This is a genomic window from Bacillus sp. AK25 (assembly GCF_048270685.1).
Classification (GTDB): domain Bacteria; phylum Bacillota; class Bacilli; order Bacillales; family Bacillaceae; genus Bacillus; species Bacillus altitudinis.
On sequence record NZ_JBLUWC010000001.1, the window covers coordinates 2,808,994 to 2,823,390 of the forward strand.

Genomic DNA, 14,397 nt, shown 5'->3' on the forward strand with positions numbered 1-14,397 from the left:
CTTATTCATTTCACTAGGGAAACCTATTCAACAGATTCACGAGAAAAAGCTTTTTGAAAAAGCTCATCTTCTATATAGATGTGCTCTTGATTGATCGCATGCGGCACCTCTATCACAAGCCCAAAAGGTGAATGTGACTCGTGATGGTTGACCACTTTAAAAGAACAACCAGCGGCATTTGCCATTTTGACATATGGAGAATAAGAAGCATATGATAATTCACCATTTAAAAGAACAGTGGCCTCTCGGTTTGCCTTCAATACTTGCTCTACCTCTTGATACGATTTATGTCTCGATACTTGCCCTTTTGTCAGAGCGAGAAGAGCACGTTCTCTTAATGAGCCGAGAAACATTCTTCGTTCATCTGGTTTTGTTTCAGCATGTCCAAATATCCCTTGCTGCAAATAAAAGTCTACGGATTCTTCTTTCATTGCTGTGTTCACTCCTGGTTTCTGAATTTACATTTCTGTGACCCAGTGCACAATTTTTTGTGCAAGTTCACGGGCTTCGTCTATTTCTACTCTTTTGTTTAAAGATTGTTCTAGTGCTTGCTCAAGATGCGTTTTTTCGTCTTCATACGCGATAGAAATACTCCATTCCATATCAGGTACAGCGACAAGCGTTTTATATTCTTTTTTATTTTCATGTAAATATACATTGTAGGTTGTTGGTTGCCCGCTTGTCAGATGCGCTTTTCTTATTTTCATTTGATGTGTTTTCCCCCCTTTTTCTTCTTCCTTCTTCTATCCATTGTACCATAAAAAAAGACAGCTTCTGAAAAGGAGACCCTTTCAAAGCTGGCTATGCGTTAAAGCTCTTTTGCTGGCTGATCAGGTTTGAATCCCAAACAAATGTGACGTTCGGATTGTTGAAGAATTGAACAAAGTCTCCTGCATTATAGGTGCCTGAACCACCAGCGGAATGATCCACACTTTTTGGCGAAATAGCAAACACATCGCCGAAATGTGCAGAACCGTTTCCTATGACACGGTCAATATGAATGGGTCCAACAATTGCTGGCATCTTTCCACCACCTTTACTACCCTCATCATATGCCTAGCGGAACAATACGTGTCTATCCAACATAAAAAAGACAGCTGATATGTCATATGATCAGCTGTCTTTTATGCATTAAATGATTGAGGCTGGCCAAACAGTGTAAAGTCCCAAAGCATAGTGGCATTCGGATCGCTTGTCAGGGACATATAATCACCTGAATTAAAAGCTCCCGCTCCACCGGTCGAGTGATCTACAGCCAAAGGGGCAATGGCGAGAACGTCACCAAAAGTAGCCGAGCCGTTTCCGCCTAAAGACTCAATATGGATGGGTCCAACAATCGCAGGCATCTTCCTTCTCCTCCCTATTCGCTTATGTGAGTTATGTTATGCAAAAAGGGAAAAGTTGTGCATCTGCCCTAAACGTTTAAATGCTGTTCTTTTCGAGAGCGCTGACGCAGCTGAACCAATCTGACAATATTGAGTGTGATGGCTTTCAGCAACGCATAGACAGGAACGGCAAAAATCATGCCAAGGATTCCGCCAAAACTTCCTGCCCCAATTAATAGCAAGATAATTGTTAACGGATGTGTGTTGAGACGTTTTCCAATGATCAATGGAGAAATGACGTTTCCATCGATCTGCTGAACAACAAGAATGACAATAACAGTCACAACCGCTTTTCCAGGCGAATCAAGAAAAGCAATGAGCACAGCTGGCGCCGCACCAAGATATGGCCCAAGATATGGAATGACATTTGTCACCGCAATAATGATGCCGAGAATGAGCGCATATTTCACACCAATTAATAAGTATCCGATAAAACAAGCAACTCCGACAAATAAACAAACAACGATTTGCCCTTGTATGTAAGCAGCAAGCGTATCGTTTAATTCTTTAAAAATCTTCAATCCTTCCTTACGGTAAGGCATTGGCAAAAATTGAACGAGCTTGTCCGGAAACTTATGCCCGTCTTTTAGCATGTAAAATAAAATGAATGGAACGGTAATGACAGCGAGGGCAATATTCGCAATCACGCCAAACACCGCCGACATACTGGAAGCAATATTTTCCGGTAAATCTTTTAATGTCGAAACGATCGACTGTTCAAACTTCGAAACAGACACATAATCTTGGTTCATCATCCATGTAAATGTTTTAGAATGCGAGAAGTCGTTGATAAATTTCTGCATGTCCGTGACATACCCCGGGAAGCTTTTGACAAGTCCACCCACCTGCGTGACAATGACAGGTCCAGCAGCATTGACAACAAACGTGATAAGCCCGATGAATAGGAGATAAATAATCAGAATGGCGAGCGTCCTAGGTATCTTCTTCGACAAAAATCGAACAATCGGATTAAAGATGAAAAAGAGAATACCTGCCAGTAAAATAGGAACAAACAACGTTGAAGCAAATAAAATGATCGGCTGAAATAAAAATGAAACTTTTGTTGATACATACACAATCAGTAAAACCAGTAATATTTGGAATGTCCAAAAATGAACTTTAGATTTTAACAAAGATGCTCCTCCTGTTACGTATTGACCTTATTAAAAAACTACTATTCAACCCACCTTCTGTCAACTGCTTCTTGTTTTAGAACCATATTTATTGAAAAAAAAAGAACAATTGGTATATCATGCACTTTTTCCAGATATACATTCTGTAAGCATTGAAAAAAGCAGACACCTGTGCGTCTGCTTGCTACACTCTTTCACTGTGATCAGGCATCACCGACACGATTTGCTGGATCCGCACATAAAACACTGATTTTGCCCCCGCCTCAATCACAATATGATCCGGCATCACTTCCTTCAACTTTCCACGTACTGTATCTTTCACTGTTTGAACAATCAATCTCATACCGACTACTTTCTGCAATGTTTGATAAACATATGGATCAACTAATGAAACAAGCTGTGGACTTCCTTGTTGTGCCATGCTACCTGCCCCTTTACTTGTGTATTTACCCACAGCGTATGCAATGACCCATGTGAGTGTCACTCAGCAAACCTACAACATTATTACCGTATTTTTACATTTCATATTTTTTTACAATTTTTAGAAGTATAATAGATTGGTGCTGCCAACATCTTAAATTATTTGAAGAGGTGAATGATCTTGAAAAAATTAATCTGTATCGTTGCTGTCATGCTCTTACTATCCTCTGCAAGTTATGCGCACGCAGGCACAATTGGAGATGCACCTGGTACACCAGGGAAGTGGTTTAAAGGAGAAGAACCGGTACAAAAAGACCTGTCAAAACCGCCACTTGTTTTTGTTCATGGCATAAACAGTTCTTCCTCCACATGGTCTGATCGAAACGATATGGCAAAACAAGCTGTTCTGAACGGATACGAAAGCGCGTTCATAGATTTATATCCAGATCAGGACATGAAAAAGAATGGAAAACTATTAGCAGAAAAGTTAAAAGAAATCTATGAATTTTTCGGCAGAAAACTGATCATAATCGGTCATAGTAAAGGTGGAGTGGATACGCAGGCTGCACTCGTGTATTACAACGCTCATCCATATGTAGAGAAAGTCATCACACTTGGCTCTCCACATTATGGGACGCCGCTTGCGGATTTAGCCTATAGCAAAGGCGGAAGCTGGCTTGCGCAAATCCTTGGACAAAAGAGCGACGCGCTCTATTCTCTGCAAACCGGGATGATGGCAGCTTTTCGAAGTGAAACCGACCAGCTGGAGACGTTCCCTCATAAATATGTAACCTATTCTGGTTCAGATTGGGGAACCTTTGGCGGAGTGCTTTATTTAGGCGGCATGTATTTAAAAAGCTTTGGTGCAAACGATGGCGCTGTGACGGTCAGCAGCACAAAGCTAGCATATGCAAACAATATTTTAACAGGAAAGTGGGATCACTTTTCGATCAAAAACGGCACAAGCATGTTCCCCGTATTTCAGGCACAGCTGCGTGCAAGTACCGCAAGCGCTGAAAGTGAAGACGAACAAGAGCAAGAACCAGTCTCTTCGGAGCTAAATACAAATGTTTATGTGAAAGGTGGAGAAAGTGAAAAGGATAAAACAGAAGCGTTCTATGTAGAGGAAGGAACGAATGGCCTATCGATTCAGTGGTTAAATGAAAGACAGGAAGCCAATCCGGAAATCGTTGCGCCAAATGGAGATGTCTTAACCAATTTGACGACATCCGAAGCATCATTCCCATATGAAGGCGCCTATTCACACCATGTGCAAATCAATAAACCCGTTCCAGGAAAATGGACGATTCGATCAAATTCAGGAAAAAAGGATCCTTATTTGCTACTTGTATCCTTTGATTCACCATTGAATGAAGAAATCAAAATCGCTGCAGCGAAATCAGGAGATGCATCGACACATTCGAGCAAGCTGATTAAACGATTAAGCAAAACTGTAGAGACCACTTATTTTAAAGATGCCGAGAAGGATCATCCACTGAAAACGAGCTCTTCATCTGCCGTTCAATTGAAAAAAGAAGGTGCTTATTCCGTCACGGTTCATTACACAGGTCTCACTGCGTCAGGAACGTCGGCATTTAACCGTACTGTGATCCGCACATTGTATGTGGATCAGCACGGAACGATTCATGGAGATATTCCATATTAAACAGAGCGTTTCATGGGCTGAAGCGCCTGCTGCACCTTCTCATCCAAATCAGCAATTTTTTTGAGCGCAAGTGATTCATCTATTTGTCTGTAATGATGGTGTCCACCAGGCTCTTCGTCCATTTCATCTGCTTTCTTCACAATTTGCTGGAGTGTGTCCTTATGCAGGTCGCCCTCTGGCAAATATGAATCTGTGTGAAGCAAAATCGCAAGGGCAATCTCTTTGGCTGCTTTTGGTTCCTCGCCGAGCCGTATGAGCAGTTTATGTGCCCGCTCTGCCCCTTTAATGGCATGAATATCATTTCGTCTATATGTCTCGTAATCCCATTCTCCGCCTGCTGTATACCATTCATAGTGGCCGATGTCATGCAAGAGTGCTGCTTTCACAGCAAGATCCGGGCTAATCCCCGCCTGCATCGCCAGTTTGAATGCGTGATAAGCACAAGCAATGGCGTGGGCTTTTCCTGAACGATTTAAATATTTTTGAGCGACTGGATGGGTGTAAACATCCATTAATGTAACCTTTCTCATGGAAACCCCTCCTTATCTATATTTTTAGCATCCTAACATATTCTGAAAAGAAACTCAAATGTTCTGTCATATTTCCGATGAGTCTCAAAATTAGCTTATGCTCAATAAGCTGTCTTTGCTTGTACAATACGAAAAAAGCAGTCGTTATGACTGCTTTTTTCCATACTCACGGGCATCGTATACACAACCGCCAGCTGGGTCATCTGCCAGAAGGTCGAGTAATATACCGGCCACTTCATCTGGGCTCTTTAGCATGCCTGTTTCATGTAATTGCTGAAACCGTTCAATTTGTTCAAAGTCCTGTTTGGAGGATTTCCGAATCTCTCCCTGCATATCCGTATCAATCGTACCGGGTGAAAAGGAAAACGTGGTGACAGGATATGCTTCGTCCTGCTGTTCCTCATGTAAAGTCCTCATAAACATATCAAGCCCTGCTTTTGAGCTGCAATAGGCACTCCATCCTTTGTACGGATTTTTAGCTGCTCCAGAAGAAAGATGCACGATGGTTTTCTTCCCCTCAAAGGATTGTGTCTCTCTCACAAACACATGACTGAGCAAAACAGGGATGACAAGGTTCAGCGTATAATGCTGATGAAGCGTATCCTCTCCGCCTTGCCCTGCACGCTTGATAGGAGTCACCATTCCTGCATTATTGACAAGCAAGACGTCATCAACGTCTGCGAGAGTTTGCGAGGACAAGATGCCCTGAAGCCACTTTGCAGCCGATTCCTCATCAGTGAGATCGACCTGTGAATGCGTGAGGTGTGGATGGGATATTGGCGACTTACTTCTTGCAGCGGTGTACACGTTATCCCCGCGTGAAAGCAGCTGTTTGACAAGTGCTAAACCAAATCCTTTTGATCCGCCTGTGACGATTGAAATTCGAATGACAATCTCCTCCCTTGATAACACTATTTTAAATAGTGAATCGGTATCACATCAAGCAATCTGCATAAAGAAAAGCCTGCCCTTTTCAAAAGGCAGGTTATTTCTTTTCCGTCTTCACATTCACCTTTGGAATCAGAATGATCATGACAATGATGCCAAAGGCGATCAAGATGCCAAAAATGATTGGCAGAAGCGCCGATCTCTGCTTTTCATGATCATCGCCAGAAGGAGTTGATACAGCCGAATCGCTGAAAGAGATATTCATCTCTTTCATCATACGAGCTGGCGTTTTAGGCGGATTGTCTTTCAGATCACTAAAAATTTGTGGCGAAAGTTGACCACCAGAGGTCTTAGGCGGGTCAGTAAAGTGAATGTCCGTTTTGACTTTAGATGTTGTTTTGCTTTGTTCGTATTTCGTTTGATCCCTCAATATACTCGAATTAATATTGAGGTTCTTTTCTTGATATTCATTCGGCTTGACATTCGTATCCGTATCTTCACCTGTAGCAGCAAAAGCAGCAGGACTGAGGAGAAAAAGGGATATGACACCAAGTGCCATCCCTTTGACGAATAGATTAAGCCTCATGAGTGACATCACGTTCCTCTGTTTTGTCTTTCCATAGCTTCTTCACTAGTGGAATGACCATGAACAATATCGTTAAAATCAGTAGCCCTGTGATGCCCATACCGAAGTTGTCTCCATTTCCATATTGGATGGACAGATACACGTCTGTCACTGGATTTGTAAAATGGAAGTTTGGCATGACCAAATCAATTAACGGTGCAACAAAGAAGAAAATAAGCGCCGTTGCTGCCATCCATCCGGCAATTGAACCGAAAAGGAAAGCTGTGCGAATAAAGGCAGAGCATGCCACTAGCAGCAAAATCGTAAAGATCGACCATTGAATGGCTTGGTCATCAGCTAGTTTGTAAATGTTGAGTCCAAACAGGCTGATCATGAGCCCGACTAGCAGATTTAAAATACCAAACAGTGCACCTTTGACCAGCATTGGCGCTGACGCATAGTACGAGCTAAAAAAGCCAATCAACAAACTGCTGATCATGACAATAACCAAAATGACTACTGGCGGTACAGTCTGCGTTTTTTCTTCTGGCACATCGCCGCTAATTTTCAGCGGATTGGCTAAATGGTTATACACATAGTTGCTGTTGCCTTGATCGTCTAAAGTGTTGCCTAAAATACCCTTTAAATCTTGTTGAACAAGCTTTGTAGAATTGACATTCTTACTCCAGTTTTCGTTCAACGTATCTGCTTTTTCTTGAACGGTTGTGACACTTTCTTCAATATTATTCGTATAATCCGCCACCCCTTTTTGGCGGTCAGTTAACGAACTCATATTTTCAGAAAGACGAAGCACTTCCTGACCAATTGAATCCTGTGCACTCACAACAATCGAACTGCCCGCAAGGTCTGCCGTATACACCGCATCTCCTTGATCAGCCATTTGTTCAGCTACTGTGTCCGCACTTTCAGAAATGGCATTTAACTCCTGTTCCATGCTTGCCTGCTGAGTCGAGATGTATTCTGCGTAGCCATCTGAGAACTTTTGCATCTCATCAATAAAGGTAGACACATCATCATTTGACGTCAGCATTTGATTTTTGAGTGTATCCCAGTTTTCCGTTTCTTCTTTTTTGATGGAAAGGATGGACTGGATTTCATCTCCTTTTGTGTCTAGTAGGGATGAGTTGTTTGTTGGTTGATATAGATTCCCAAGCATCATCTCTAGCTGAGACAGTTGATTGGAGTATTCCATTAACTTTTTGGTGCTTGTTGAATTTGTTTTAAACTCTTGATCAAATATTTTCGTATTCACAGTGTTGCCAATCGGCGAGTTTACTCGTTTCAGCTCTTGCACTTTGTTTAAAATAGAGGATTCCTGATTTTTGATTTCATTCGGAATGACGTTATATCGATCTTGTAACCTTAGAATCATCTTTTCGAGCTTCTCTACTTTTTTCGTGAGGCTTTCAAGCTCCTTACTCATTTGACTTACTTTGTCTTTCAATTGGTCGTTATGAGCGGCCGCTTTTTCTTGAATCTTCTTTTTCACTTCTTCTAAACGATTAGACAGTGCTTTTAGGTCATCTTTTGATTGATTCGTGCCGCTGTTATCTGGCTGAACAGCATCCTGACCATTTTCACTCTCTTTATCATCTTCATTAGTAGGAGGTGCAGTCTGATCTTCTAATTGATCAGCTAGATTGTTCATTTCCGATGAAATTTGCGAGAGTTCATTTGTTTCATCATCTAAGTTAATGCCAATCTCTTCTGGGTTCTCATTATCTTGATCTGATTGCCCGTCATCATCAGGATCAGCTGGCTGCTCGGGCGCGTTGATTAGCTCTTGCCTTTTTGTCTCTAGCTTATTCTGCAAGGCGATGATCTTACTTTTATAGGCCTCTAAGTATTGACCTTCATAATTCTTCAATAGTTCTTCTTGAGACGCCTTCACAAGGTCCGTTAATCCCGACGATTGCTTAGGAATTACGTCTTCTCTTGCCCTTTGAACAGATTGAATTGCGCTGTCCGTTGTTTTAAGCTGACTTTGGACCCCATTGATATCGGTTTTGAGTCCGCCCATTTGATCGCTAAAGCTGCGGGCATTTTGGTTTTGAATCTCCGCAAGCTGTTTGAGTCCTTGCTGGATTTGTTTTTTGCTTGTCGATTGCGCTTTGATCAAGAGATCCTTTTGTTTGTCTTGATACTGCTGATATTGATCGACTACTTTTACGAAATCCTTTAGCTGGCTTTTCGCTTCTTCTGTTGTACTTAAACCGTCTTTATACTGTTTTTGTGAATCGGCCATCGCATTTTTTAGTTCTTCTATTTGTTTCTTCTGCTGCTGGACGGCATCAGATAGTTTGTTTGAATTTGGCTTATAGAAGTTGTACATCGTGTTTTGGAATTCGACCTCTTTGCCAACAATATGCTCAAACTCTTCTCTGACATTGCCGATTTCCTGTGATACAAAACTCCAATATAAAGTCGACATTTGTTCATTCATTTTCTTTTGAGCATTTTCTAGCTCTCTTTGTACTTTTTCTTTATTCACTGCATTGAGCTGATCTTGGATTGAGAATTGGATAGATGCCTTCTCTGGATGATCCTTATCATAGCTCAGCACATTTTTAGAGAAGTCAGATGGAATATAGAGAACTGCATCGTACTTTCTATTTTTCAGGCCATTTTCTGCCGCACTTCGATTGACGACTGTCCATGTGTAATCTGGACGCTCTGATAATGCCGCCACCACATCCTGTCCGAAACGAGCGGTATTTTCACTTTCGCTCGCCCCCATATCCTCATTGACCACGGCTATGTTACGTGTGGCATTCTTTTTCTGTTTTGCCGGATCATCCCCAATGAGATGGAAAAATAGAACCGGCAAGACGAGAATCAGTATCATGGTAGACACGATTTTGATGGAGCTTTTTTGCTGCTCTGTCATTGAACACTCTTCCTTTCTACCGCACATAAAGGAACCTGGATTTTCTTCTCTTTCCCGTTTTCAACCAAATATCCGAAGCCTGGCTGAATCTCTGGTTCTTGTCTTGCATACGGAAGCGGTATGATGTTTTGCTCTGATTTTTTCATCAGTAACATGGCATGACGAACTTGTTTGATTTCGTTTGTGAGTGCATCATAGCCTTTACTGAATTCGGTATGATTTCCTGATGCGATCAAGCTGAAGCCTAAGTGTGCATATGATTTCATGAAATCAGCCAATTGATCTTGAAGACGCGGGTCGATTGTCTGCTGAAAACGCGTAATGCCATCAATCACAAGCACAATTTGAGAGAACGACAACTGATCAGTCTCTCCCCGGCGCACAGCTTCGACGTACATCTCTTCACGCACCTTGAATAAACGATCTATTTCCTCTGCCCATTCTGTGATATCATCCTTTGTTTCAAGGTAATCAATGTTCTCTTCTTTTGCATAATGAGAGAGCCCCCGATCAATCGAATCAAAGACGGCCAGCTTCTCAGGTTTTGCTACTAATAGCTGATCAAGCATCAGTTTGGTCACATTTGTTTTCCCGCGCTGCGTTTGTCCGATAATGAGGCAGTGTTTATTCTTTTTCAAATCAAAGTAAACAGGTGCCACAGATTCCTCATCCAGTCCTACTGGAATGTCATATGGCTGCTTTTGATCGTCTAAACGACTCTCAAGCTCCCAGACCGTCAGCTTATCAGGAAGCATCGGCACAGGTTTTGGTTTTTCAGCTGATTCAAAGCGAGCATCTAGGAGCTGAATCTCTTGTTTTAAATGCTCAAACAATTCGAGATCATTTTCTCCTTCGACTGGTAGGAACATTTGTGCAAAGTAAAGCTCTTCTTTGTTGATAATGACTCGTCCTGGAATCGGCTCTAAGCTGAATTTCGGTCTGCCAATAATGGAGTATGCCTCTCCTTGATCCATTAAGTAATGAACAACCTTTGTTTTCAAGTTGTTCATAAGCGATTGACGGACTGCGTTGACACGAGTCGCTGTGATTAAGAAATAAATGCCTAACGATTGTCCATCACGGCTTAACTGAATAAATTCAGATTCGAGTTCATGCATTTCGTCTTTCACAATGTCAAAGTTGTCAATCACGATAAATATGAATGGAAGCTTTTTCTCATTCAGCGCATTGTACATTTTGATATGACTCATTTCCTGCTGTCTAAATAAACGCTTGCGATATTCAACCTCTTCACGAAGACGCTTCATCGACTTTTGAATCTTTCTCATTTGATCCATTAAGAAATAATCAGCCGTATGCGGAAGTTTGGCAAGCGGTAGCAAGGTGCCGTTACCGAAGTCATAAATATATGCATGCCATTCTTCAGGTGAATATCTTTCTGCGAAGCTCATAAGCAGTGTTGTTGCAGCAAGTGATTTGCCGTAGCCGGATGAACCGAAGATACCAATATTTCCATCCTCCATCATTTGATAAGAAAGTGGATGCTGGCTTTGCTGATCTGGCTCATCGACAAGAGCGAAATGGAAGACGTGCTCCTCACTTGATGCATAACGTGTTTTTGGAATACGCTCTTCAAGCGGTGGAAGCCATGGACTCGGAAGCTTTTCAATTCCAAGCTCCTGTTGCATACGTTCAATTTCATCCACAACAGCGGAAATTTCCGTCACTGTCTCTTTTTTCACAGCCGGCTCTGTACTCACCCCTGATAATGGGATCAGTCCAGTGTCCGTTACAATGGCAATGTCATCTTCTGATCCGTAGCCATCTTCCATATACGGTGCACCGCTCCACGCCGATTGGAATAATTCATAGATTTCATTGTTCCCCACTTGCAAATATCCACGACCTGTCACGGTTATCGACGCGGCATCACTATTTTTCAAAATTTCCTTACTGTCTGATGCATCTTGTACCTTTAATGCGACTTTAAAGCGGGAGTTACTCCAAATTTGATCATCAATGACCCCGCCAGGCTTTTGTGTCGCCAAAATGAGATGGACACCGAGACTTCGTCCAATCCGCGCGGCACTAACAAGCTCTCTAATAAATTCTGGCTCTTCACTTTTTAATTCAGCAAACTCATCAGAGATTAAGAACAAATGAGGCATCGGCTGTTCCGCCTTTTTCTCTTTATAGAGTTTCGTATAGTCATTGATATGATTCACATGATACTGATCAAACAAGCGCTGTCTTTTCTTCAGTTCACTTTTAATAGAGGCAAGCGCTCTTTCACTAAAGTTTTTGCTGCCTTCAATGTTTGTGATCGTACCAAGTAAGTGCGGAATATTTCGGAACGGCTGCGCCATTCCGCCCCCTTTGTAATCAATGAGCAGGAACGCCACTTCATGCGGGTGAAAGTGTACAGCCAAGGATAAAATATACGTCTGTAAAAACTCACTTTTTCCTGATCCCGTTGTTCCTGCTAATAGACCATGTGGGCCATGTGCTTTTTCATGCAGATTCAGATCGACAATATCGTTTTTTCCTTTATAACCGATAGGCACAGATAATGACTTTGCTGTTTCAGATGTCAGCCATTTTTCACGAATGCCAATGTCATCTACCTGTTTGGCATGAAACAAGTCAAGGAAGGAGACTGTTTCTGGAATCGAGTTGGTCATCCCGACTTGATGATCTAATGTTCTTAAGGTTCTGGCAAACAGCTCATTGTCCGCTCGCTCATGTGCATCCAGCTGAAATGGAATTCGTACGGCCTTCTTATGCTGAATGAGAATATCTCCTTCTTCTTCGTTAATGTAACGAACAAGCGTTGAAATATTTTCTGCCAAGCTTTCCTTTGTTTCTGCCGCAAAGATAATTGAGATGCCTAAATCCGTCCGGCTGCCTTCTAGGTATTCTAAAATCACATGTTCCGCAATGAGTTCATGGTTTGTCACGATAAACACAAAGTGAGGCGTAAAGATTTTTTTCTCTTTTTCCTCTTCCAGATCACGCTCTCGCAAAATTTCATAAATAGAAGACAATAGCTGATCACGTGTTTGTTCGTTGTATATAAACCCTTTCCCGTATGTATGAGGAAGTTGGAAGTGCGGCAGCCATTTCATCCATTCCCAGTTCTCATACTCCTGTTCATTAAAGATAAAAACAAATCTCAAATCATGATAGCTGTGCGAGAAAGCAAGCTGGCCGACAAGCTGGTGAAGCTCATTTTTGACAATTGCCGGTTTTCCTATTAATCCGGTTGGACCGTCCGCAAGACCGAACGTAATCGGTACATCTTTTACCTCGCGATAGACGTTTTGCATATGCTGTGTTTGTTCCATTAAGTCATCGATGTCACGATTGGCCATATCGCCGCCGCTCGTCGATAATTCATAACTTGAAGGAACTGCACCTGTCCCTAGACGCAGCTGTAAAAAATCATCACTGACAAGCGTCTTTTCCCAAATACGCCCGCTGATTTCTGACGTCAAATATTTCATTTGTTCAAAAGACGGATAATGATACGTTAAAATAAATTGTTGACGGTCATACAGCTCTTGCAGCTCTTTCCGCTTATTTTCTAAGTAAAGAGAGTAAACGCGTTGCCGCTTCTCCTCTCGTCTTTTGCGCTGTGATTTCTCTTTAAAATATTGAACGGACGAAGTAATTAACGTCATAATAAACATCGCCATCGACACGACAATAAAGATACCTCGCGGCTGTACAAGGGCCACGATCCCCATGACAATAAGCATGACAAGCGGCGGAAGAACCACGAGCCAAAGTCCTCTGCCGTTATTTTCACTCTCCTGTGAAGGAAAGCTGAAAGACACCCGGTCATCTGGCAGATCGTAAATCAAACGTGGTGTTCGTCTATATAAAGGATATTTTTGTTTCGTTTCGGTACTCGGCGGCCTTGTTTTTTCTAAACGTGTTTGAAATGGTTCAAATGCTGTTACTTGCAATAAATCACCATCTTTCAATGACAGCGTCAAAAAGTTCCAAAACAACTCATCTCCAGCAAGAAGCTGCTGTGGACCGTGCAGCTGTTTCCCGTTCACATAGATCGTTTCATCTTGGGGAATGACATACCAAGTGCCTTCTATTTTTTCCAACGTGAAGGATTTGGCATCTTGAAACATTGAATGGGCTTCTTCTTTCCACACATCCGCTTCATCTATTTCTTCACTTGAAATAGTCACTTCGACTCTATTTCCTAGGTAATAAATGGTTTGATCATGATGTGAATCCATCAACATGAGTGTGAGTGAACCAACCTGATATGGTTCATGTGGAAGTAAGTGACCTTTCTTTTTTTCGCCCTGATAAAGAGAAAAGCCGTCATTCGTTTCATCTGGAGATAAACGAATCAATCCTTCATCAAACGAAAGGGAAGGAATCGTTACTGTATGCTCTATTTCAGGTCCAATCACAGCTTCCCGGTTGAACTGCTCATCTAAACGGACGGTTTGATAATCTTCCTCATAAAAAACCCATAGAAGACTCAAACGCTCCACCTCCTCATCGGACAGCACCAACTGTCAGTTGTATCGAAAGAATTATTTTTTCTCATCTTTTTTCGTCTGAGAGGTTTTCTTTTTTGCATCAGATTCTTTCTCTTTTTTCTCCTGATCGGCTTTTGACTGCTCTTTTTGTTCAGCTGTTTCATCTGTTTGGCTTGCATCTGAGGAGTCATTGGTGCTCGTCTCCGTTGTTTCTTTTTCTTCATACTTCGCCATTTCCTTAATGATTGGATCTAGCTGTTTTTGTTTTTCTTCAGCAGATAGGCTGTCGTCATTTTGAATTTCATTGCGGTAGGCGACGAGTGCTGTGAATATGTATCGGTCGTCCCCGAGCACCCTTGCAATATCCAGAGCTTCCTTGCTATTGCCTTGTCCAATATGAATCCAGAACAGGAAGTATTGCGGGTCTGTCTGC

General features: G+C 42.0%; 13 protein-coding genes. 1 reads left to right on the top strand and 12 read right to left on the bottom strand.

Annotation, left to right across the window (positions count from 1 at the left end; all coding sequences use genetic code 11):
* Positions 1-23: 23 nt before the first annotated feature.
* The 6 genes from ACNO7B_RS14680 to ACNO7B_RS14705 all read right to left on the bottom strand — a co-directional run bounded on the left by ACNO7B_RS14680 (position 24) and on the right by ACNO7B_RS14705 (position 2,939).
* Positions 24-431 (bottom strand): YueI family protein, encoded by a 408-nt coding sequence (locus ACNO7B_RS14680; protein ID WP_007500468.1) that lies wholly within the window; start codon positions 429-431, stop codon positions 24-26.
* Between the two features lie 27 nt (positions 432-458).
* Positions 459-707: a YueH family protein gene (locus tag ACNO7B_RS14685; RefSeq protein ID WP_058213656.1), complete on the bottom strand. Its 249-nt coding sequence runs from the start codon at positions 705-707 to the stop codon at positions 459-461.
* A gap of 94 nt (positions 708-801) precedes the next feature.
* Positions 802-1,023, bottom strand: a complete 222-nt coding sequence (locus ACNO7B_RS14690; RefSeq protein WP_008345878.1) for a spore germination protein — start codon at positions 1,021-1,023, stop codon at positions 802-804.
* Positions 1,024-1,124: 101 nt separating this feature from the next.
* The gene (locus ACNO7B_RS14695; protein ID WP_008345880.1) at positions 1,125-1,346 is read right to left on the bottom strand and encodes a spore germination protein; all 222 of its coding nucleotides are present in this window, start codon (positions 1,344-1,346) and stop codon (positions 1,125-1,127) included.
* 68 nt (positions 1,347-1,414) lie between these two features.
* Positions 1,415-2,518 carry an AI-2E family transporter gene (locus ACNO7B_RS14700; protein ID WP_008345881.1) on the bottom strand — a complete coding sequence of 368 codons (1,104 nt, stop codon included), beginning with the start codon at positions 2,516-2,518 and terminating at the stop codon, positions 1,415-1,417.
* A 184-nt stretch (positions 2,519-2,702) separates the two neighbouring features.
* Positions 2,703-2,939 (bottom strand): YuzF family protein, encoded by a 237-nt coding sequence (locus ACNO7B_RS14705; RefSeq protein ID WP_003213721.1) that lies wholly within the window; start codon positions 2,937-2,939, stop codon positions 2,703-2,705.
* A gap of 180 nt (positions 2,940-3,119) precedes the next feature.
* Here ACNO7B_RS14705 and ACNO7B_RS14710 point away from each other — a divergent pair, with 180 nt between their 5' ends.
* Complete coding sequence (locus ACNO7B_RS14710; RefSeq protein WP_039956281.1) at positions 3,120-4,604, top strand: esterase/lipase family protein; 1,485 nt, start codon at positions 3,120-3,122, stop codon at positions 4,602-4,604.
* On the opposite strand, the gene ACNO7B_RS14715 is transcribed toward ACNO7B_RS14710, so the two are convergent.
* From ACNO7B_RS14715 to ACNO7B_RS14740, 6 genes are all read right to left on the bottom strand, one after another.
* The gene (locus tag ACNO7B_RS14715) at positions 4,601-5,134 is read right to left on the bottom strand and encodes an HD domain-containing protein (protein ID WP_410684611.1); all 534 of its coding nucleotides are present in this window, start codon (positions 5,132-5,134) and stop codon (positions 4,601-4,603) included. The genes ACNO7B_RS14710 and ACNO7B_RS14715 overlap by 4 nt on opposite strands.
* 144 nt (positions 5,135-5,278) lie before the next feature.
* The gene (locus ACNO7B_RS14720; RefSeq protein ID WP_417901864.1) at positions 5,279-6,022 is read right to left on the bottom strand and encodes a (S)-benzoin forming benzil reductase; all 744 of its coding nucleotides are present in this window, start codon (positions 6,020-6,022) and stop codon (positions 5,279-5,281) included.
* A gap of 97 nt (positions 6,023-6,119) precedes the next feature.
* A complete protein-coding gene (essA, locus tag ACNO7B_RS14725) occupies positions 6,120-6,617 on the bottom strand; it encodes a type VII secretion protein EssA (protein WP_410684609.1) in 498 nt (165 codons plus the stop codon).
* Entirely contained in the window at positions 6,598-9,495 is a 2,898-nt protein-coding gene (esaA, locus tag ACNO7B_RS14730; protein WP_417901639.1) for a type VII secretion protein EsaA, read from the bottom strand. Before esaA ends, essA begins: the two co-directional genes overlap by 20 nt.
* On the bottom strand, positions 9,492-13,967 hold the full coding sequence (gene essC / locus ACNO7B_RS14735) for a type VII secretion protein EssC (protein ID WP_417901640.1): 4,476 nt from the start codon (positions 13,965-13,967) through the stop codon (positions 9,492-9,494). Before essC ends, esaA begins: the two co-directional genes overlap by 4 nt.
* Positions 13,968-14,018: 51 nt before the next feature.
* Positions 14,019-14,397: type VII secretion protein EssB/YukC (locus tag ACNO7B_RS14740; protein WP_417901641.1), on the bottom strand; the 379-nt coding region annotated here is incomplete at its 5' end.